General features: G+C 54.3%; 16 protein-coding genes. 3 read left to right on the top strand and 13 right to left on the bottom strand.

Features of this window, described 5'->3' with window-relative positions; genetic code table 11:
- Positions 1–14 precede the first annotated feature (14 nt).
- The 13 genes from KK062_RS15370 to KK062_RS15430 are packed head-to-tail and all read right to left on the bottom strand — an operon-like array spanning position 15 to position 19,750.
- On the bottom strand, positions 15–2,312 hold the full coding sequence (locus KK062_RS15370) for a vWA domain-containing protein (RefSeq protein WP_254085204.1): 2,298 nt from the start codon (positions 2,310–2,312) through the stop codon (positions 15–17).
- Between the two features lie 26 nt (positions 2,313–2,338).
- Positions 2,339–3,757, bottom strand: a complete 1,419-nt coding sequence (locus KK062_RS15375; RefSeq protein ID WP_254085205.1) for a hypothetical protein — start codon at positions 3,755–3,757, stop codon at positions 2,339–2,341.
- Positions 3,758–3,764: 7 nt separating this feature from the next.
- Positions 3,765–5,372 (bottom strand): hypothetical protein, encoded by a 1,608-nt coding sequence (locus KK062_RS15380; RefSeq protein WP_254085206.1) that lies wholly within the window; start codon positions 5,370–5,372, stop codon positions 3,765–3,767.
- Positions 5,373–5,390: 18 nt separating this feature from the next.
- A complete protein-coding gene (locus KK062_RS15385; RefSeq protein ID WP_254085207.1) occupies positions 5,391–6,935 on the bottom strand; it encodes a hypothetical protein in 1,545 nt (514 codons plus the stop codon).
- Positions 6,936–6,940: 5 nt separating this feature from the next.
- Positions 6,941–7,498 (bottom strand): hypothetical protein, encoded by a 558-nt coding sequence (locus KK062_RS15390; RefSeq protein WP_254085208.1) that lies wholly within the window; start codon positions 7,496–7,498, stop codon positions 6,941–6,943.
- Between the two features lie 7 nt (positions 7,499–7,505).
- Complete coding sequence (locus KK062_RS15395) at positions 7,506–9,266, bottom strand: hypothetical protein (RefSeq protein WP_254085209.1); 1,761 nt, start codon at positions 9,264–9,266, stop codon at positions 7,506–7,508.
- 40 nt (positions 9,267–9,306) lie between these two features.
- Positions 9,307–10,833, bottom strand: a complete 1,527-nt coding sequence (locus KK062_RS15400; protein WP_254085210.1) for a hypothetical protein — start codon at positions 10,831–10,833, stop codon at positions 9,307–9,309.
- 9 nt (positions 10,834–10,842) lie between these two features.
- Positions 10,843–12,822, bottom strand: a complete 1,980-nt coding sequence (locus tag KK062_RS15405; RefSeq protein ID WP_254085211.1) for a hypothetical protein — start codon at positions 12,820–12,822, stop codon at positions 10,843–10,845.
- A gap of 60 nt (positions 12,823–12,882) precedes the next feature.
- Positions 12,883–14,865, bottom strand: coding sequence for a hypothetical protein (locus KK062_RS15410; RefSeq protein ID WP_254085212.1), 1,983 nt, complete (start codon positions 14,863–14,865; stop codon positions 12,883–12,885).
- A complete protein-coding gene (locus KK062_RS15415; protein ID WP_254085213.1) occupies positions 14,846–15,577 on the bottom strand; it encodes a hypothetical protein in 732 nt (243 codons plus the stop codon). The genes KK062_RS15410 and KK062_RS15415 overlap by 20 nt, the downstream gene beginning before the upstream one ends.
- Positions 15,574–16,242, bottom strand: coding sequence for a hypothetical protein (locus KK062_RS15420; protein WP_254085214.1), 669 nt, complete (start codon positions 16,240–16,242; stop codon positions 15,574–15,576). The genes KK062_RS15415 and KK062_RS15420 overlap by 4 nt, the downstream gene beginning before the upstream one ends.
- A 5-nt stretch (positions 16,243–16,247) precedes the next feature.
- On the bottom strand, positions 16,248–17,969 hold the full coding sequence (locus tag KK062_RS15425; RefSeq protein WP_254085215.1) for a hypothetical protein: 1,722 nt from the start codon (positions 17,967–17,969) through the stop codon (positions 16,248–16,250).
- A 5-nt stretch (positions 17,970–17,974) separates the two neighbouring features.
- Positions 17,975–19,750: a hypothetical protein gene (locus KK062_RS15430; RefSeq protein ID WP_254085216.1), complete on the bottom strand. Its 1,776-nt coding sequence runs from the start codon at positions 19,748–19,750 to the stop codon at positions 17,975–17,977.
- Between the two features lie 269 nt (positions 19,751–20,019).
- Here KK062_RS15430 and KK062_RS15435 point away from each other — a divergent pair, with 269 nt between their 5' ends.
- The 3 genes from KK062_RS15435 to KK062_RS15445 are packed head-to-tail and all read left to right on the top strand — an operon-like array spanning position 20,020 to position 21,539.
- Positions 20,020–20,517 carry a sigma-70 family RNA polymerase sigma factor gene (locus KK062_RS15435; protein ID WP_254085217.1) on the top strand — a complete coding sequence of 166 codons (498 nt, stop codon included), beginning with the start codon at positions 20,020–20,022 and terminating at the stop codon, positions 20,515–20,517.
- Between the two features lie 22 nt (positions 20,518–20,539).
- The gene (locus tag KK062_RS15440) at positions 20,540–21,349 is read left to right on the top strand and encodes a hypothetical protein (RefSeq protein ID WP_254085218.1); all 810 of its coding nucleotides are present in this window, start codon (positions 20,540–20,542) and stop codon (positions 21,347–21,349) included.
- Positions 21,350–21,383: 34 nt separating this feature from the next.
- A complete protein-coding gene (locus KK062_RS15445) occupies positions 21,384–21,539 on the top strand; it encodes a hypothetical protein (RefSeq protein WP_254085219.1) in 156 nt (51 codons plus the stop codon).
- Positions 21,540–21,566 lie beyond the last annotated feature (27 nt).

The raw sequence follows: 21,566 nt of genomic DNA on the forward strand, positions 1-21,566 counted from the left end.
AAAATATTTTGAGGTTAGCGTTTGCGGCGAAACAGAAGAATCAGGACGATGAGGACGATGATTCCGCCGCCAAGGATCCACCATAGGTGTTTTTTGTGGCCGGTGCCGGCGAGGTCGGAATAAGGGCCTTCGTAGTACGTTTCGTCTTTGATGGTGATCGTTACTTTGGGGTCGCCGTCTAGTTGCGAATCGGGAATAGTGGCTTCGTAGCTACCGTCGAGCCTGTCGGTTAGGGTGAGAGGTTTACCACCGAGGAGTATGTGTACCTGGCTGAGGCGGTTGGGGCCGAGCAGGCTGCCGAATTTGTTTTTGGGAATGAACTGGAGCACGGTTTGTGCATTGGCGCTGACGGTGCGAATTACGGTCTTTTGGCGATCGGCTTCGCCAAAGTCGATCACGGCGGTGCGAAGCACAAAGCGCTCGTACTCGCCGGCCTGCGGGTCGTTGCCTTGCAGGCGGAAGATAAAGGTATAGATGCCGGAGGCTTGTGTATTGTTATAGCTGCCGGTGTACTTGCCGGCAGCGCCCGTCAGGGATACCGAGTCGATCGTCGGTTGCAAGGCGGCCGTGAATGCTTTGTCAAAGGCGAGCAGGGCTTCGTATTTGGTTTGGCCGGGATCGTTTCCTTTTTCGCCCGGGAAATCGCGCGGGTTTACGGCTCCTGCCTGCGCGAAGAGATCGTTTACGTCTTGTCCGGGGCGCGCTACCCATACGCGGGCATGTGCGCCATTCAGCGGCTGATCTTTGTATTGCAATAGTGCTTCGAGTGATACGGCGTCACCGGGAGCATATGACTTGTGTCCGAGGGATGCTGTGACGTCTATCTTTTCATCGTTGACAATCCCCGTCACCTGGTAAAGACCCGAGGGACCGGTAATGCGTACGGTCCATTTTCCGGGAAGTGTTGTTTCATAGCGCCTGATCCGGATGGTATCCATGACAAAGGTGCGATACATCGAGCCAGTGGTCCGCACCAGGGAAGAAAAGTCTTTGCCATCCTTTTCAATTTGTATGCGTGCTTTCGCGAGAATGGCTGGATCGGCTACTATGCGAAGCATTATTTTGTCGGCAGACGGATTTGCTATAAAGATCGTCGAGGCTTCTTGCACAAGCTGGATACGACGGATGTCGAGTAGCTGGGGACTGAACTGTGCCAGGTTTTCGACAAAGGTCTGGCTGAAAGACATGTCCAGGTTGGCGGGGAGATTCGTTGTTGTGTTGATGGGAAAGGACTCGCCGTCAAAGTCGTTGTCTGTCGGAGCGTGCGCGATATTGCCGAGCAGGCCGTTCAGGGCGTTGTCGCCGATACCGACGGTGTAGCTGCGGAACTTGATGCCCGGCGCTTTCAGGTCGAGGGGAAGCGGGCCGGTAAAGCCCGTGCCATCCGGACGCATACCGTAGTCGTTGATCACCATGTTTGTGCCCGGTGCCTCGCTCACCATGGGGTCTGTGTTCTGCATGCCATCGGTAAAAATAATCATGTTGCGCTTCGGGTGCATGGCATCCAGAAAGCTATACCCTTCCATGATGCCACCACCAAGACAAGTAAGGCCAGCGGGACCTTTGGCATTCATATCTTCTTGTATCGAGCCGGTGCCGGTGAGCGGCATGGGAGTCGTATCATGGTTAAACACGTACATGCCACGGGGCGTTTTAAAGTCATGACGTGTATCGTCGAAATAGGTAACGCCAATGCGATCGCTGCATTCGCCCCAGGCGCGATAGGCTTCGAGGAAGGCTTGCACCGATTCTTTCAGCACCGCCCATTTGCTCAGGCTACTGCTGCCCGGCACAATCTGCATCATACTGCCCGACATATCCAGCACCAGTACAACATCGACGGGAACCCGGACGGCGCCATTGGTGACCTGTATCGGAATATTTTGCGTGATGTGATCGCGACAACCGGTGCAGTTGTTTCCAGCTCCACAATCAAAACAATTTCCCGCGGCGCACTGGGTTGTTACTTGCAGTGTAAAATTGCCGAAGACCGTGGGCTGGCCCGTGATTTTATAGCTTGTGCCCATCGGAGTGCCGGTCAGTCCTAGACTTGCGAGTGTACCCATCGGTAGTTCCGGCACGTTTATGATCCAGCTAAAGGAGTCTGTATTTTGTACACCGGGACCGCTCACCGTGAGGGTCAACGAATATGGATTACAGAGCTCTCCCGGCGGCGGCATCGCAGGTGTGGTGGTAATGCTGTTATCACATTGCGCATAGGCAGGTTTGTATCCAATGGATAAAAGCATCAACAGTACTATAACGATACCTGTCTTTGTGACAGGAGAAAGAGAGGGGTCTTTCCGGAACATGGGGTTAGGGTTTTATTTTTCCAGGACTATTCCTTGGGTATATCAAAATACAGGTAATCGTCTGCACCTACAACGGGATTATTCCCCGTTAATGTCTTTCCGTCGGAAAAAGTCCACCGAATGGCACACGCCACGGGCTGGTCGCGATCATATTTAAAGATGGCTTGCTTTAACGGAAGCTCATCGCCGGTCTGAAAAGTAACAAGTGTTGCGGTTGGCTTCTTGCGGAATGTATACCGCACGATGACGTCGGCACGACTGATGCCTTGTGCTTCAAAGTCTTGCAGCGGTACCTCCAGGTCTACCGCGCGACGCGCAAAGGCATTCGTAGCGGCCGGCGTGGTAATATCCAGGTGTGTACTCCACGACGGTGCGGTGATCCATTCCGATACTTGTTTGGTGCCTTCACGGGTATATTCTACAATACGATACTTGTAGGGTGCGGAGAGCTTCACGGCGTAGGGAAAACGGATCTGGCGTGCCCACAGATCGGGCTCGCTGCTAAGAAACTTTTGCGCGGGCAGTGTAACCTGCTGTCCACCTACCCCGGTGGCAACAATGTCTATCGCTTTAATGGCCAGGTCGGGGCGCAAGTCTTCGGTGAAGTCAAAGCAGCGAACTTCCAGGGCGGCATAGGCCGGCGGGACACCTTCGTTCAGGTCGATCTTCTTTAGCACGTCCGGCCATTGTTTGGTGTTGATGCGGATGGCAAAGGCATCGGCCCGTACGACCGACGATGTTGGTAGTGTATCCGTTGTGAGAAGCGGCGTAACGGTTTTTTCAAAGGCTTCAGACACGTCGCCGTTATGTTTTACCTCGACATCGCCGGTCCTGGCAGGCAGCAGATCTGCATAGAACGCATACCCCAGGCTCAACGCCAGTTGGTCCTGCTGTACCTGGTCCCACAGCAACTGCGCCTCGTGGTTCTCGAGTTTCAGGGTGAAGGTGCGCTCGGTCCAATAACTGCTCCGCCCGGACGATCCTTTGTCGCTCTCCGCCTGAAAGCTGCCGTCTTTACCAATACGCCGATAGCCGCTCTTTTCCTGCTGGCCACCGACCGGCGCCACGACAAACGCCTCGACATCGCGTATCGGCAGCGGCCGCAAGTCAATGCGTGTGCCGCCGAGCTGTTGACGAGCCTGTTGCAACGACTCGCGCGAGGCTTCTTCCATCTGTACCGTAAACTGTACGACGTTGGCAAATCGCTTTTCGCCCTGGTTGCCGGTTGCCGATGTACCGGTATAACGCATCTCCAACAACTGAAAGCGGGGCTTGCCGTTTTGCTCCTGTGCCAGCGTGAGGTTGCCGGGCGCGTAGTAGAATAGATTCCGGTTTTTGAAATCCGGGTATATCTCCAGGTCGCCGATGGTACGCTTCGGGGTGGCAACAGGCTGCGCCCATGTCGTGGTGGTGAGCCAGCATGCCAGGAGCGTTGCTACGATCATTCGCATTTTATTGCCCATCGGTTACTACAGGTTGTACCGGCTCGTCGGCCGATGTTTCCACGTCAAAATGTTTGCGGATCATATCCTCACCCACGATGATAAAAGGATCGGAAGCGTCTACCCACTCGCTCATCAGCGTTTCTCCGTCAGGCTGAATGAGGGCCAGTTGGTATTGATACTGTAAATCTTCGCCTTCGGCTACAAACAGTTCGCCGCCGGCCAGGGTCTGGTTGTCTTTGGTCACCGTGAGGATCGGCAACATTACCTCCGAGGTGCCTTTGGGGTCGCCTTGTTTGGAGCGGATCATCAGTTTAAGGCTGTTGGCACCAGAGTACCCGAGGGGCGTTAATACCTGCACTTCAAGACCCTTCACGCGGCTGGTAGAAGTCCCCCCGAGTATTTTCTGTGTGACCTGTTCGTTGCACGGGCTGCACGGCTTGATGCTATACTCTGCCCAAAGCTTGGTGATGTTGTTCCCGCTCAATACCCGGTCTTTCTCCTCCGGTGTAAAGGAGGAGAAGGTTTCCTGCGGCGCTACCTCATACGAGGCCAGCGCGATACGTTCGATGGTCAATTCCTTGGATGCCTTTGTTCGCATGACCACCAGATCGCGCAATACAACCGGATAGTCGATCGGGTTTAGGAATCCATTGAGCAGGCCATCGGCCTGAGTATATTCCATTTTACCAAAAGTCTTATCGTCGTTGACCTTGAGGCGCACCGGCACGGATATGGCCTGATCGCCTTCGGCGTGTGGTAAGAAGTCGACATTGCCGGAGAGGCCGATGTTGTTCATCATGGCGCCGACCAGGTCGTCTACCCGGCGCTCCATCTTCCACGACACAATGATGGGTTCGAGAAAGTCGGTGGGTACGTTGGTACTGACACTCTCAGGCTTTACATCAAAGTTGGTGAGCGCGCTGCCAAACGATACTTTCGGCGTATCCCTCAACGGCAATGGACGCAGGCGGATCTCCCGCTTCATCTTCTTACTCAGCAATGTCTCTGCCAGAGCAATGTCGTCCTGGCTCACGCCGGGGGTGAGCTCGGCTGTAACGATAACCTCTCCCCGCCCCTCGGCGTCCGCGGACAGGTAGTATACATAAAATGAATACTGTCCGGTACCACGGTCCCATTTCATGTTATAGCTCTTCGGTAGATAATAGAAATAACCGGCGTTCGGATTCTTGTCTTCATACACCTCGCGGAAGATGTTGAGCTTGTCGAGGAAGTATTCAAAGCCGTTGCCCCCCAGCAAGATCGATACGTCTTTGCCCAGGGTCAGATTAGGACCTTGCACTTCGGTATTGGTGGGTGCGGTTGCGCCGGATTGTGGTTTTAGCGGTTTGTAGGGCAAGATAAACATGCCGCTGGCTTTGAGCTTGGTATCGACGGCCCATTGCTTTCGGCTGTCTTTCACAGCCGTCTTTGTTGCCGGTGTGGCGCGGACAATGTGGTAGGATTTTCTGCGCGTGGTATCGACCGTTGTTGCCGGGACCGTTTTGACGGGTGTTGCCTTGCGTATGATTTTTACCCGGTTTATCTGTTGCCCGGTCGCGACAGTAGCTGTCAGGAGCAGTACGCCGGAAAAGAAGGTTCTATATATTCGGTTCATGGGAGTATGCGGTTGGGATTATTTAAAGTGGCTGATCATTTCTTTTACCTGGCTTGTGCCGACCACAATGTCCAGGTCGCTGGCTTTCTTCCACTGGTCAGACTCATAGCGTGTGCCGTCGGGCATAAATACCTGCAGCATGTATTCAAAGTCTGGTGTTGCCCCATCGGGCACAAAGAGCTGGCCACCCGACATGGTGGTGTTGTCTTTCGTGATCGTCAGCGTGGGCAGATCTGCCTTCGATAGACCGTTGGGGTCTGCCTGGAACGAACGAATGCGAACTTTGAGCATCTGGCCCGCGGTGAACTCGAGCGGTGTGAGTATTGTGACGTCGATGTTGCGTACGCGGCTGCCGCTGGTGCCTTTTATGATCTTTTCTTTCACCGTGTTGTTACAGGCGACGCATGGTTTGACGGTGTAATCCATCCACATTTTGACGACGCCGGCATCCTGATCGATCCACGCAGGCACACGTGATGCGTCGAACTTCACGCGGGCTTGCTCCGGTACCTCGGGATCTCCCGTTTGCCAGGTATAGATCTTGAAGTTTCCGGTCGGTTCTTTCTTCAGTACATTGAAGTGCGTGAGCACCACGGGAAAGTCGGTTTTGTTCTGCCAGCCGGTGCGCCAGTTCTCCGGTAAAAGCTCAAAGCGCCCAAAGGTGCCGGCGTCGTCGATCTTGAGGTTGAACGGTATACGAATGGAAGCCGGCATACCCTCGCCTGCCGGGTAGACAATTACATCACCATACAAACCGATGTTGTTAAAGAACATACCCATGAGGTCGTCTATACGGCCCGTGGTAAACGAGATATAGATGGGATCCATCAGGTCGGATGGGGCGCGGATGGAAATGTCTTTTGTTTCTACACCAAACTGACCGAGGTTGGAGAATGCAATCTCCGGCGCCTGGGCCATGGGCATCGCGATCAGGTCGGTCACACCGTAGGATGCCTCCGGTTTACCGTTGATGTTGCCTTCCACGAGCTCGCGTACAAACTTCAGCTCCCGGCTGCCGGTCTTGGGCTTGAGTATCGCGGTGACCGTGGTCTCTCCCCTGCCGTTGGCATTGGCCGCGCTGTAGGTGGCGTTGAAGTCGTACTTGCCGGTGCCGGAGGTCCAGCTAAGGTTATACGATGCCGGTAAGAAGTAATAATACCCGGCCTGCATGTTCGCGTCGCGGTATACCGTATTGAACACGTGCAGCACGTCGGGCGCGTTGAATTCGCGGTCTGCATCAATCTGGCTGGTGAGGAAGAACGGTATATTGGCCGGACCACGACGTTCCTTTGAGGGTACGGTGGGTTGTCCTTGTGGCTGTGTTGGCGGCGGTGGCTGCGTGGACGGATTTTGGGGCGTCGAAGGTTGTTGCGACGGCGGCGTCTGGTTGCCGGGTAGTGTCTTGATCACCGGACCGGTTTCTTTCAGCGCTCGCTTTGGCGCTACCATAACTTTCTTGGATACAGAGCGCTCAGCCTTCACCTGTGCCTCGACCTGTAGCGTCGCCGTGAGCAGCAACAGGGCCAGCAAGAATCGGAAGCGTATCGTTACATATCGTTTCATGACTTTTACGGTTTAAGGGTGGCGGCCGATTTAAAGGGCATGAGTACTACCGGGATGACCATGGACGCACTACCACTCACGCGCCATTTCTTTTGAAAGGCGTAGACCGTGTTGTCACCCAACACGTCGTCGCCCAGGTCGAGGCTACCGAGTATACCTTCTTTCCTGGCGAGGGTCAGCGAGACAAAATACGATTCCAGGAAGCCGCTTTTATAGGCGCCGTTGCCTTGTTTGAACTGGAACTTCAACTCGGCCGTGCCATCACCGGCGGGAAGCTTGCGGCTTTCGCAGACCACGTCCGCCAGCGGTTTCTTGAGCTTGTTAAGCACGGCACCGCTAAGCGCCGTAGCGTCGCCCTGGATGCCTTTGACGCTTACCTGCAGGGTTATACTCTGCTCGGTGTTGGCCACCACCTTGACGGCGGTGATGCCGGATGCATTACCACCAAACAGAGAGCCAAGCGCCGTGGACGAATCGTCCACGGGCTTTAGCTCCTGCTCCTGGGCCATGGCTGCGTGCATGGCCATTGTGCAAAACACCAGGAACAACCCAAGTACACGCATAAGGGGGTTACAATACTTTTGCATCGGCAGGAATTTCATCGACGTAGATCAACGCATCCGATGACTTCTTACGACCAGAGGACAACGTCTTGCTACCCATCAGGCGCCAAACGATCTCGTATTCATAGTCGTAGCTACCACGCTTGAGCATAAACTCTGCGAGCGCAGCCGGCACTTGCTGTGTGCCTTTGATCGTTACCTGCTCTTCTTTCAGGCCGGCGCCATAGTCGTAATAGAACTTGACGGTGGCCAGGCGGATCTGGGCTTCCTGCAACAGCTTCGGGTCGGCTTCGACACTCACCGCTACCGGGTGGAATGGCGGCGCCACGTTTAATCCCAACTGATCGGACTTCGTCCAGTCCTGCTGCACGGTATGATCGCCGAAGAAGCTCCACTTGGTTTGATACTCGTAGGTGAGCCACTTGTCGCGGTCGTTGTCGCCCTGGTCTTTCCAACCATACAACAGGCGGAACGGATTTCCTTGTGCATCTTTAAATTCTTTCTCTGCAATGCGTAGCTCATCGTAGGTAACCGCGCCGTTGGCATGTGTCTTTTTCATGCTGACCGTGACGAAGTTGATATACTTACTAAATTGGTCGGAGTTCAAGCCGTCGACGGATACGAGCAGCTCGCGTTGTTTGTAGAACGGATCGTCGAGGTTGACGGACCGGAAGCAGTCTTTGCATTGCGCAACGTCGCTGCCCAGATTTTCGTCGAAGCGGAAGTTGATAGTCTCCATCGTGGCTTTGCTCAGGTCTATGACGTAGTGGCCTGACTTCTTTTGTTCTTTTAATTCATACGCAAAGTTCAGGCTGACCATACTCGATCCACTGCGAATACCGTTGGCAACGGCATTCATACCGCTCGCGATCTGCTCGATCGTGGATGCTTCACCACCGGGCGGCATGGAGAATGGCGCAAACATCATATCGAGAATCTTTTTGTAGGCTGCATCCAACATAGCCTCCATCTTATCGTCGGCGCCGAAATTAATCACTTTGATGGTGCCGTCTTCGCGCAGTTCATCAAACGCGGCCTTGATATCGGCGCCCACACTGACATACGGCGGGAACCCAACTTTTACACCTACATTAAACTCTTCGTGTTTATACACTTTGTCCCAGTCTACTTCCACACGCGCATGCATCGGCGAGCGGTAGCCGGCAAAGTCCATGACGAAGGAGAAGCTCAGATCCGGAGTGGGCGTCTTACACGACTCCCACAGGATCTTGGCACCGAGCTTCGTCAGTCGGATCGAGCAGGCCGCCTTGTTGCCCACAAATACAGGAGCCCGCCCGACACCGACGACCTTCTTCGTAAAGTCCGAACCTTCTTCGGCGAAGGAGGAGACTAACGCGAAGGTGCCACCTTTATAGACAATCGGACCAACGATTACAGCTTCTTTGTTTTTGGTTTTGCTACGCAGCATACTTTGCGCGCGTGACAGCTCAGACTCCGGCACGCTGAGCTGAACCAGCGCGTGTACAATGCCGCCACCGTCGCCCTCGATCACCTGGTCGGTGCCGGGCTTGGTCTTGACGTTTTGGACGTAGCGCAGGAACGAAAACTGCGGCAGACCGGATATTGTTTCTCCCAGCCGGAGCTTGTTCGGCAGGTAATAATATTTGGTCGAGTCTGTGATGTGTGGGAAGACCAGTAACTCACCACATTGTATGGGTTGATCGATAAAGACCGGCTGCGCCAGGGAGGAGTGAGCACCGAGCCACCCCGCCAGCAGGAACAGACAGTATATAAGATTCGTTTTCATAGGAATATCGTTTATGCGTGACGATGGGATGTGCGTGTGGCTAGCGGAGTATGCGGCTGGAGTCGGTGAAGTAATTCTTCACTTCCGTGACTGCGCGGGCAAAGTTGATTGTACCGGTACCCACACAGTTGGGACCACCCAGGTGCGGGCAGGCCAGTTGTTTGACGGCCGCGCGGTGTGTGAAGTATTGTGTAAGGGCTTGTGGCGGCGTAGCGGTCGACAGCGACCTGCTGATGCTAAATCGCTGGGTGAGCTCGGCATCGCTTATATCGAAGTGCGTCACGATGTCATACAGGGCATACGCAAACATACTGGACACCAGGCGGTGGTTTGTTTCGGCGGCTCTGCCCGCGGGGGTGCCTGCGTACGCTTCCAGCTCACTGGCCAGCGCCGTAGCCAGAATGCCCGGATAGCGCAGCCTGTTGTTGGGCGGTGTCATTACCTGGCAGGCACGCATCATTACATCGAACGCCTCCGTGCGGCTGGGTAGCCCCTGGTCGAAGAAGAACCAGGCATAGGCCTGAAACATCATCTCGTTGTAGAATACAAATTTGCCGGGTACATCCAGCCAGCGGTAACTTCTCAGCTCATAGCGTGCACCCGTTTCAATATAGCTGTTCACCAGCGTAATGGTGCTGCGATGCGGCGGCGTCACTTCGCGGTTCGCGGGAATTGTCGTTGTAAACTCCATCACGTGCGGCCGGTTCCACATTTCCGGCACACCGGTCAGGAAGGAATGGCTGCCCAGGAAAAGTCGTGAGTCGTTCCGGTTCAACCAATTCAACAGGTGGTTGCGGCCATTGGTGTGGCGCTCCAACCCCCAGAAAGTGGCGAGCCCCTCGTCCAGCGCCGACTGTTCGTCCGCCTGCAGCTCGTCGCCCCAGTGGCCCTTGTCGCCGCCATACGATACCGCGAGGCCATTGTTACCCCACTTATTGCGAACAATCCGGTTGGAGGCATCGTACTCGAGCGCGAACTGCGTGTGCGAGAATTCGTGTACAACCGTTTTATACCAGGCCCACCAATCCGGAGAGCTGGTGCCCATGATGTGATTGGCGGCGAGCTCGCCCAGCATCACCCAGCCTTTGTACACGCGGGTAGTATGGTTGCGCTCGCTGCTGGCGCACGGCCAGACGCCGAACACGCCGCCGATCTTATCGCGGCATTTGCAAGGGCCCGGCGCCGCTATACCGGCACGGTCGTCATAGAGATTGATCTCGACCGTGTCGACCAGGCCATTGGACATACTGCGGAGCTGCATCAGCCGGCGACGGAGAATGGAGCTGGCGTTGGTCAGCGAGTCGTAGGTCTGTACGATCTTCAGGCCGGCGAAGGCGCTCCGGAAGATCGGCGCCGTCTGGTTATCCAGCACGACGTGTGAGAACCCATACGAGGTTGCACCACAATTCGACGCTTGTATATACGAGGCTGTTGCGCCGGTGAAGTTTGTCGTCATCGCGGCAGTAGGCCCGTGAAAATAAACAATGATTTGCTGCGCCCGCAACACCGGCATGATGCCGGCTGTCACGGCAAGCGCCAGGACTATATTTCTGATATGCTTTTTCATGGTGGAGCGTTATAAATTATCGGCAAAGATGAGAGAGCTCGTGCCCGGCAGCTTGCCGGTGCTAATGGTCTTACCGGTCTTGAGGATCCAGTTGATCTCGTATTCGTAGGCCAGTGCCTGCGCAGGCATGAGCAGGTCGATCTGACCGGAGAGTGTCTTCTTTGGATCGAGGCGGAAGTTGCGCACCTGTTCTTTTCCTCCCAGCGTATAGGTAACTTTCACCTCCGCCGAGCGCACGCCTTTTTCTTCAAACACGGCCGGATCGGCTTCTATATCGACCATCTTCCGCACGTACGGCGACGAGACCGGTACAGAGCCCATACTGGTAGTGATCCACGGAGATTCTTCGGTAAAGCCACCGAAGTAATTCCAGGCCACTTTATAGTCATAATCCAGCCACTTGGCCCGGTCGCCGTCGTTTTTCCAACCATAGATCACCTTAAAGGTATTGCCGGTGGTGTTAAAGTTTGTTTTGTCGATGCGGATCTCCTGGTTGGTCACATCGCCGCCTTCGTGCTTCTTGCGAACCGTGACGTTGGCGAAATTGATATACTTGCCGAAGTCTTCGGAATTAAAGCCATCCAGGTAGGCAAAAACATCGCGTTGTACATAGAGCGGATCTTCCAGGTTCGCTTCGCGGAAGCAGTCGGTGCATTTGATCTGTCCGAAGTTTTCATCGAAACGCATCACCAGATTGTCGACGGTATATTTGTTCAGGTCGATGCTGAACTTACCCGATTGGCGGACCTTCTTCATCTGATAGCTGGCCACAATGGAAATCGAGGGAACGTCTACCTGTGGGATTTCGGCCGGCCCGCTGACGTTGCTCCCCCCGGTATACCCGGCGCTCACGTCCATCGCCCTGCGGGGGCCGATGCGTACGTCGTCGCGCAGCGAGGCATCGGTTCCTCCCGTGGTGGTACTGCCGGTGGTCGATGTCGTGCTCGTACCCGCGGTAGACGTTGTGCCTGCGGTAGAGGTAGTGGTGGCAGCCGCGTTTCGACGGTCGGCATCGGTACGGTTCTCCGCACGGATGGCCGCGTTCTGGGTGCGGGCACTGTTGCGTTCTTCGTTCAGCCGGGTGGTGGCGCGGTCCAGCAGGCTCGTGCCGCCTACCCCAGCCGATGCGCCCAGCTGGCCCAGGTTGGGAGAACCCGTACCCGAGGCTGGATCGAACATCATTGAAGTAAGTTTGCTATAAGCTGTCTCCAGTGCCTTCTCGAGATCTTCATCCTCTCCATATTGTTCTACTTTGATAGCACCGCTTTTGCGCATGTCTTCAAAAGTAGAATTGATCTCACCCGATAACAGCACCGGGCCGTTGATCGCGGCGGCCGCCTGAAAGACTGTACTTTCATAGATTTGCTCGAAGTTGGCTTCGATCTTCACGCGCTTGGGCGAACGGTAGCCCTGCATCGTCATCTCGAACGAAACGCTCATGTCGGGCGTCGGTGTCTTGAAAGACTCCCACAGGATCTTGGCGCCTTGCTTGTTCAACAAAACGGAAATGGCTGCCTGGTGGCCGTCGAGGATAGGCGCTTTGCCGATGCCGAGTACCTGCTTGGTGAACTCGCCGTCTTTGTTTGCAATGGAGGAGATCAATGCGATCGTCCCATCCGTAAACAGAATGGGGCCTTTTAGTATAGCGCCAGGCTTGATGCGTTGCAGCTCGCGCTCGGCCAGCTTGCGATGCTCGTCGGTTACTTCGAGTACCACGACAGCGTGCACCAGACCACCCCCGTCGCCTTCCTTGTTCGCGGCATTATTGTCAACATATTTCAGGAACGAGAATTTGGGTTTACCGTTTGCGGCGGTGGCGATGCTTGGCTTATCCGTAACGTAGTAGTAAGCGTTTTTATCCGACACATCCGGGAATACTGTCAGCGGCCCGGCTTTGACGGGTTCGTCCAGCATCACCTTCTGGCTATAGGCGCTTTGGGCGCCCAGCACGGTGAGGATGGTTATACATACACAGAGGATCTTTTTCATATATACTTGGGTTTTGGGTGATGCACAGGCGCCGCCCGCAGCCAACGCCTGTTTATCCGATCAGTTCTTAACGGTATCAAATATTTCCTTGAAGCCGTCCAGCACTTTGTCAACTTTGTTTACTTCGCCGTCCTTGGGCGCAATGATAGTCTTGCCCAGCTCTACGGCTTGCTTGAATATTTCAGATTCTTTGTCACGGAGCTGGTCGGGAATCACGGCAAACACATAGTCGTCGTTGATCTTGGCTTCCCAGGGCAATACACATTTCTCGCCGGTCTTCGGCGTGAGGATCAGGCGGTATACATAGCCGCGGGTGTCCTTGTCGGTGTAGATTGTCTTTTCGATCAGTCCCTGTCCTTTGGAGACTGTCAGCGGAATGTTGGTTTCTACTTCTTTGCCGAACTTCTGGTAGCGCAGCTGCAGCGTCGCGCGGGGAATGCCCATCTCCTGCATTTGTGTCAGGTCGCCTTCGAATTGAATGGTGCGGGGTACTACCGGTGCGGTCAGGTTGATACCTTTCCAGTCGCCTTTCTCCCACTTCGGTTCGGGCGGATAGATGTTGCCTTTCAGGTTCCAGCTGGTACGGTATTCATACACGTCCGGGTTTTTATCTTCGCCGCGGGCATACGTCAGGCTGGCCAGTGTGCCTTTTGCCAGGGTGGTCTTGTCGATGGTGATCGCGTCCTGGAAGCTGTTGCCATTGCTGCGTTTCTTACGGATGTCGACCGATACGGCATTGACTTCGTCACCAAACATCTGCTCGGCCTGACCGTCGAGGATCAGGTGTATTTCGCGGTGCTGGAAGAAGGGGTCATTCAGATTTACCGACGTAACGCACTTCGCGTTGTGCTTCACACCATCGTACCACGAGGCCAGGTTTTCCGTCAGTGTTGATTCGTGGACCACGGGAATACGCAGCTTCAGGCTATAGGTTTCTATTCCAATCTTCGTTTTGCTTTCAATCCGCTTGGTGTTGAATGTATATTTATACAGGTCTTCTGACGGCTGATAACGTTCACCCGCCGCCGGACTCACCGGCTTGCCTTCTTCCGGCTCTGCAAAATCCTTTTCCGCTACAGACGACAGAAAGTATTCCATAAAAGCATCTGTTACTTCTTTAGCGATCGGGTTATCAGGCTTCAACTGGTCGAGCTTGATCACCACGGCTTTGCTCTTCATGAGGAAGCTGACGAGCGAATCTTTTTCTGTATCGGTAATCTCATCGTCCTTTAAGCTGTTGCTGAACGGCATGGTGTCGTCATCTTTATCGGTGTGCGAATACTCGCGGCTGTACTCCTGGTAGATCCGGCTGATCTCCGTCCAGTTCACGGTGATGAGGCCATCTACGGCAGGCGTTAGTACCTCGTATGCAAAGCGCAGGCTGAGCGACACGTCGGTGATCGAACGGGCCTTCTCAAACGTGGCGGCCAGCAACTGCGCACCGTTCTTTTCCAATATGGCGGCTACGGCCATCTTGGCGCCCGGCACCAGCGCGGCTTTACCCGAGGTGACCATATTGGGGGTAAACTTCTCGTTGGTCAGCGTGCCCGATATAATGCGAAAGGTCTCTCCTTCGATGTCCGACTTCAGCGTAACCGGGCCGACGATTTTGGGGTTCTTTACTTGCGAATATTTCGGGTTAACACTCTTCAGATCGCCAATCTTTTGGGCAATCTTTTGCTGTAGCTCTTTTTCCTGCGCGGGGGTTAAGCCCCACTCCATCAGGAAGTGCATCAGGGCGCCCTGTACGCCACCGGCCGCTACGGTCTCTTCTGTCGTATACTTTACGAAGATGAACTCCGGCGTGCCGTCTTCCTTTTTGGAGAGCCGCAGATTAGTAGGCAAGTAATAATACTCGTTAGAGAAAAAGTTGTAGGACGAGCTGGAGGCCGTGTTGGCACGGCCGTAGGCAATCACCTGGAGTCCGTCAGATAAGGTAATGCCTACCTTGTTCTCAGAGTCGAGAACCTGACAGAAGCCAGTCAGGCATGCCGACAGGAAAAATCCGATCAGCACGAAACAATTAATCATTGGTCTTTTCATGGTGTGTAGATTGATTAAATAATACAGAGTTGATGAGGCGTTCCTGGACGAAGGATTTTCCGACCTCGTCGCCGGCAGCCTTGATGATCTGCACCGGCAGTTGTGCGACGACGGTCTTGTAAAATTCGTTGGGGGTGGACGACCAGGTAAACGGTATATATTCTTTTGCTTCCAGGCTTGTATGCAGCAGGCGGTTCAGGCACAGTAGTACAAAGTCCGTACAGTTGTACTCGCGCGAGTTGAAGTACGGCCGTTCCTCCTGAATGCCGGCGGCGATCTCTTTCAGGCGCGCATCCATCATCGGACTGGTGTGCAGGCGGACGAGCGCATCGCAGGGATAGTCGTAGCTGTGCGGCAGGCCCCGGGTGAGGAGATAGTCCGCCGTGATGCGGGTCTCTGCCGACGAGCGTGGCAAGGTAAAGTAGCGTGATGCCAGGTTGTCGCCGTGTTCATCCCACCGGATCTCGGCAGGCCCCCACAGGTCGAAGTAGGTTAGCGACAACGTACGGATGGTATCATTGTACGTGGTCTTTACGCGGTTGATGATGGTGTCGCGCACCACAATCTTGTAGTTGTCGACGGCCAGGCCCACGTGGCCGGTGTGGCCATCGTGCGTGGTATAGATCACCAGGTAAATGTCCGTGGGCCTGGCCGCTACCTGGCTGATGGTTACGACAAACAGTATGCAGAGCAGAAGGCGCATCGTATTCATGGCGTTACGGTTAATTGTTTGAGAATGGTCTTAAAGGGCAGTTGCAGCGTTACCGGGCGATCGAGCACCGCCCCGCGTGCCGATCGCAGTCTATAGTAGTAGGTGACAGCCAGCGTAGCGGTAACGCCATCGGGCGCGCGCAGACAGCGTTTGAACTCTTGCACGCCATCGGCATCAAACCGGAACGACAAGGCCATACGCGCACCGGGCGTAGATGGCGGCACTTGTGTCCGTTGCAGACTGCGTGTCAGGATCGTAGTCAGGCTGTCTTTGCCGACAACGCGCACGCCTTCGTCTGCCGCGCGTACCACGGCCGGGCCAGACAATACGGCCAGCGAGTCGTACCGTGCGCGGAGCTTTGTCTGCACGCTGTCTTCGCCCTGGGCCGGTAAGCCCCAGTCGGTGAGTACGTGGAATATACCGCCCGCCGGCGAGCCCCCCTCCTGTTCCCAGGATATGAAGGAGGCTTCCAACACTTGCGTGTCCTGACGTTGTGAAACGTGCAGCGCCGGCGGCAGGTAGTAGTAGCAGTGCGCACAGTCGACCATGGCATATACCACCACCGTGGTTCCCTTTACCGGGATGGCCACGCGGGAGGATTCCTCCAACAGCTGACCAAACAGCGGCAAGGGCAAGAGCAGGAACAGTGCGAGGCCGGTCTTCATAGCGATTAGTTGTTTACAGGGATTTCGTCGATGAGAATAACACCGTATTCGTCCTCGCCACTGACGGCGACTTTCTTACCTTCCTTATAGATCCAGGTGACCTTGTAGTTTACTTTGTCCGTGCCCAGGGGCAGGATCGCTTCCAGGCTATAATCTTCGTCATCCTTACCGGGCTTACCCGGTTTGATGGTCACCCGATCTTTGCGCATGTTGCCGAAGAAAGGATATTCAATATCTACTGCCACGGCTACGATACCGGCTTTTTGCAGGGCGCCCATATCGCCCATCAGGTCTATGCGGCGATACTTATAGGGCGCATGGAGATTGATGACAGGCGTATTGGCCGATACCCATCCCGTGCTGTAACTGCCGTCGCGTTTGAAGTGCCACTGCGTGTTATAGTCATATTGCAACCAGTCGGTGCGGTTAGCGTCGTTCTTGTTGAGGTAAATCATTTTGGAATTGCCAGTATAATCTTTCAGCGATGCCTGGCTGAGGAACATCTCCCGCAGGGTCTCGTCGCCATTCTGATGGCGCTTGCGCAGCGTCACGCTTACACTGTTGATCATGTTCTCAAACTCGTCGCGGATGCTGCCGTCGAGATTCACCAGCACCTCGCGCTGTTGATAGGTGGGGTCGTCGATGGCCACTTTGCGGAAGATGCGTTGGTCGGCTCCATACCGCTTGTGCAGGTCGCCGATGTTGAATGTCAACAGGTGGTGGCGCGACACCAGCTTGCGGCTGTTGATCTGTACCACGGTCTTGCCACTGGTACGAACGGTATGTTTCTTATAGACATCCGATCCACCGACAAGGCTGCCCAACAGGCCGCGGTTACCAAAGATCTCGTCCAGCACACCGCGGGTCTTTTCCGGGGGAATCGAGTCCGGACGAACGGGGTCGAACATGAGCTTCAACAGCCGGTCATACGCAACGGTGAGCAGATCGGAAGCAATGCTGTCTTTGCCGTACGACTCCATGCGGATCGCGCCGTTCTGCACCAACGAGCCAAAGGTCTTTTCTACATCGCGGCTGTAAAAGATCGCGTCAACACTCTCGTGCGAATATTCACTCTGCTGCACCTGCGACCAGTCTACGACTAATTGGCCGTTATACGCACTGGTCAGCCCGGAGAACTCGAGGTCGAACGTTATGGAGATATCCGGTGTATTCATCTTAAAGCTCTCCAGCAGTAGCTGTGCTTTGAGCGGCTCTACGAGAAAGGAAAAGGCCACCTTAGAGTTTTGAAATACCGGGGCGATGCCCGTACCGATCAGCTCTTTTTGTTCTTTACCGTCTATGAGCAGACTCGACACCAGCATAAACTTGCCGGCAGTGATCTCTACCGGGCTCGTCAGCTTGAGGTCGCGACGTTTCAGCTTCCGGCGTAGCTCATTCTCGGCTTTGCGCACCTGTTCCTCCGGTGTATCATACAGCACCAGGAAATGGATCAGACCGCCGCCATTGGCCTCGGTAATCGCGCTGCTGCTCGCGGCGCCGTCTGTCTTAACCATCGCGTATTGCAGGAAAGAGAACTCGGGCAGGTCGTTGGCGCCGGTGGCCAGCCGCCCGCGTGAGGGCAGGTATTTGAACGTGAGGGTGTCGCCATATACCGGGAAGCAGATCAGCCCCGCGGCTTCGACATATTCCTCGATCAATACCGGCTGGGCCGCCAGTCGCAGGGATGTCATGCCTGCCAGTAAGAGTATAAAGCCAATCTTTTTCATGGTATTTATTTCATGTCGGGAGGTATCAGAAAGAGGTAGTCGTCGGCCAGGACTTTGAGGTCGTCCTCTACCTTTTTTTTGCCGGAATACCAGCTTACCTGGTATACAATCGGTTGCCCGGCGTCGTGGTATATCGTTGCTTTAGGCGGCTCGGTGTCGCTGTTCCGCAGCAACAGCATCTTTCCTTTATAGGGCCGTCCGAATAAGATGGATGCGAACCGGACACTAATTGTCTGAATCTTCCGGTCGTCCATGAGCTGCTTATCGACACCCAGCTCGATGGTTGTCTTTTTCATGGGCGGCTGTATAGACACCGATGGCAGATCGGTTGAAAGCCAGCCCGTGGCCGGTGTCGTTACCATGCTGTCGACGCCGATGAACTTCCACCCTACTTTGTATTTATAGTGCAGCCAGCCATTGGTACGGTCGCCGAGGCGCTGGTAGGTCAGGGATTTTACAATGTTGCCCGAGTCGATAGCCATCTTGTTGAACTGCACCACACCGCTGTAGCTATTGGCGCTTGTATCCGGATAGTCTTTCTGCACCAGTATGGAAGCCTGGTCGATAATGTCACCGAAGGCATGGGTAAAGGCGCCGTCGATCTGAAAGTGGATATCGCGTTGTTGGAAGTCGGGATCGTTCATGTCGACAATGCGGAAGTAACGTTTGTCGTCCTTAAAGGCATCGTAGAAGCCACGAATGTTCCCTGCGGAATATACCGGTACTTTAATGACCGTGGATTGGGTCATGTCCAGCGTGAAGTGAAAGCTGCGGATCTCCTTCCTGGACTTTAAGACCAGTTGGTCGTCCGGGATATATTGCTGTGTGCCGTCGCCGACGAAAAAGCGAACGAAGGCGCCGCGCTGGTACCGCTCCTTGAGGTCTGACGGTTGTGCCGCGGTAGTGGCCGCGGGCGCTTTTGCCCAGCCGGTATTGACATCGAACATGGTGTCGAGTACCCGCTCGGTGATAATATTGAGGATATTCTGGTATACTTCACTTTTGACGTCGAGGCCGGCGCTCATATCCGCCACGTCGATGGTAATGGCGCCTGTCTGGCATAAGCTGTCGAGCACGTGCGAGGCCTGTTGGCGGCTGAAGCCCGACTGTTTGTTTTTAAACGAACTGAAGTGATTGTATACCAGCTCCAGGTCGGCGTTCACCCGTGCCTTATACGCTTTGATCTTGGCGCGGAAGTAGCCTTCCACGACGACGGAGACATCCGAGGTAGCGCTGCTAAAGGATTCCCACAGCAATGTAGCCCCTTCGGGTGGCAAGTGTGCGGCGATGGCGGCCTTCGAGCCGGGTAAGAATGGTGCACTGCCAGAGGTAATGACCCGGGCGGTAAACGGATTGTCGCCGCTGGGATTGAGTATTGTCGATACAATACGGAAGCCCGGGGCTGTTTCACGATCGTCGTATTCCTGCATCGGCACCGCGCCCATTAGCGATGCCTTGGGGAATCTCTCCCGTAATTTTTTTTCCAGCAAACGCGCCTCGTTCGGAGAAAGGGAGAATTGTACCAGTACATGAAACAGCCCACCTGAGCTCTCGCGTGTTCCCCCGGTGTATTTGATACACGAAAACTCAAAGTCGCCGTTCTCGAGTACCGACACCCGTGGGTAAGGGGGTATGTAATAGTATGCGTTGCTATTCTCGCTGTCTTGCAACAGCTGGATGCCATTGACCTCGATCCTGCCTTCGTCGTACTTGACGATGGCCGATGCCGTGAGCACCGGAAGAAGACAATACACCGCGACACATACCAGTAACCTAATCATATACAAAGGGGGTTAAGGGAATTCCTTTTTATATTTCAAGGCTTTGTCCGGTGAGAAAGCAAGTGGTTACCAGAAACAGGAAATATTTTTTTTACTTCTTTCAACTATCTTTCCGGTCGACAGGCGACAGAAAATAAAAATGGTTTTTAGGAGAACCTTTTGTTATTTTGATGGACAAAGGAATAATTATAATGGACTTGCGGATTCGGTCTTTGATAAAGGATATAAAGGAAGACAATCACCTGGTTTTGAAAGCGCTGTATAACTATATGAGGCCTGAATTCCTGGCGTGGTTTAGCCGGCGCTATTACTGCCGGATAGAGGACGTGGAAGACGCCTACCAGCGGTCGTTCAACATCTTCTATTTCAACGTACGGGAAGACAAGGTTGCGATGCAGGAGATCAAAGCCAGCACTTACCTGTTCTCGATCGGCCGCAACATCATGCTGCAGGTGCTAAATAAAGAGCCTAAGAACAGGACGTCGCTGGAAGACGTACACGAGCGATCGATGGAGCACGTCAGTATTGATTATGACATGGAAGATGCCTACCGCAAGGAGGTGATCGTGCGATTGCTCAACCAGCTCGACGAGACCTGTCGAAATGTACTGGTACTCAGTTTCTACCGGGACTTTTCGATGGAATCCATCGCCACGGAACTGAACTTTAAGAGCGAATCGGTGGCGAAAAAGAAGAAACATCTTTGTATGAAGAAACTGAAGGAGCTTGTCGACAAACACAACATTGTGCGCGACAGCCTGGCATAAGAGGGGTATAAAATTTTGCGAGATGGACGAGGAACTGGAATTTGAATGGATTGAAAATTATCACAAGGGCCAGCTGAGCCCGGACGAGCGTCAGGCATTTCTGGATCGGCAACAGGCCGATGCCGCCTTTGCGGGAAAAGTACGCTCCTACCGCGAGATCATGGACGGCATTGCTTACTACGGTAAACAACAGCCGTTTGCCGAGACGATTCGTGGCTGGGAGCAAGAGATCAAAGTACAGGCCGGAACAGACACGCTTACAGCGAATCAGGCAAACACGGTCGATATTGCGCGGGATAAGAAAATCGTACCGCTGCATCGCTCGTATGCCTATTGGGCCGCTGCCGCGGTATTGATACTGATCGTAGGCTCGGTATTGTTGTTACGTCCCACGCCAACAGAGACATTGGCTTTGTACGAAACATACTATAAACCGTATCCCGACGTCTTTAACCCTTCGGTGCGCAGCGAGCCGAATACAACGACAACCTCAACACGGGAGAAGGCTTTTGCCGCGTACCGCGCGGGCCGCTTTGAGGAAGCACTGCAACTCTTTCACGCGTTGACGGGGGATAACCGCCAGGAACAAGACAACATCCGCCTATACCTCGGAAATTGTTACCTGGCCCTGGACTCGTTGGACGCCGCGGGCAAGGCCTTTTTGTCCATCGGTGCGGATAGCCACATCGCCAGCCAGGCAAAATGGTACCTGGCCATGACATACCTCAAGGCCGGAACCGCCGATCGCGCAAAGAGTGTACTGCACACGTTGGTGGACGAAGGCGGCAGCTATGCAGACCGGGCGCGCGAGATACTACAGAAAATAGAATAGTCTATTTTATATAAAAACCCTTACTCCCACTATTATGTCAAAAACAAAAACCCTCAACACAACCGACAGTACCCGTGACATTAATGACACGCGGCCGGCGATGAAAAAGCCGACAAAGAAAATAGCCGCGACGCTAAGCAACACCAAATCAACCATTACACGCCATGGCAGCACGAAACGAAAAGGATAGTACCAACGACATCAACGACAGCCGCCC

Origin of the sequence: Dawidia cretensis (assembly GCF_018598175.1) — a bacterium.
Classification (GTDB): Bacteria; Bacteroidota; Bacteroidia; order Cytophagales; family Cyclobacteriaceae; genus Ohtaekwangia; species Ohtaekwangia cretensis.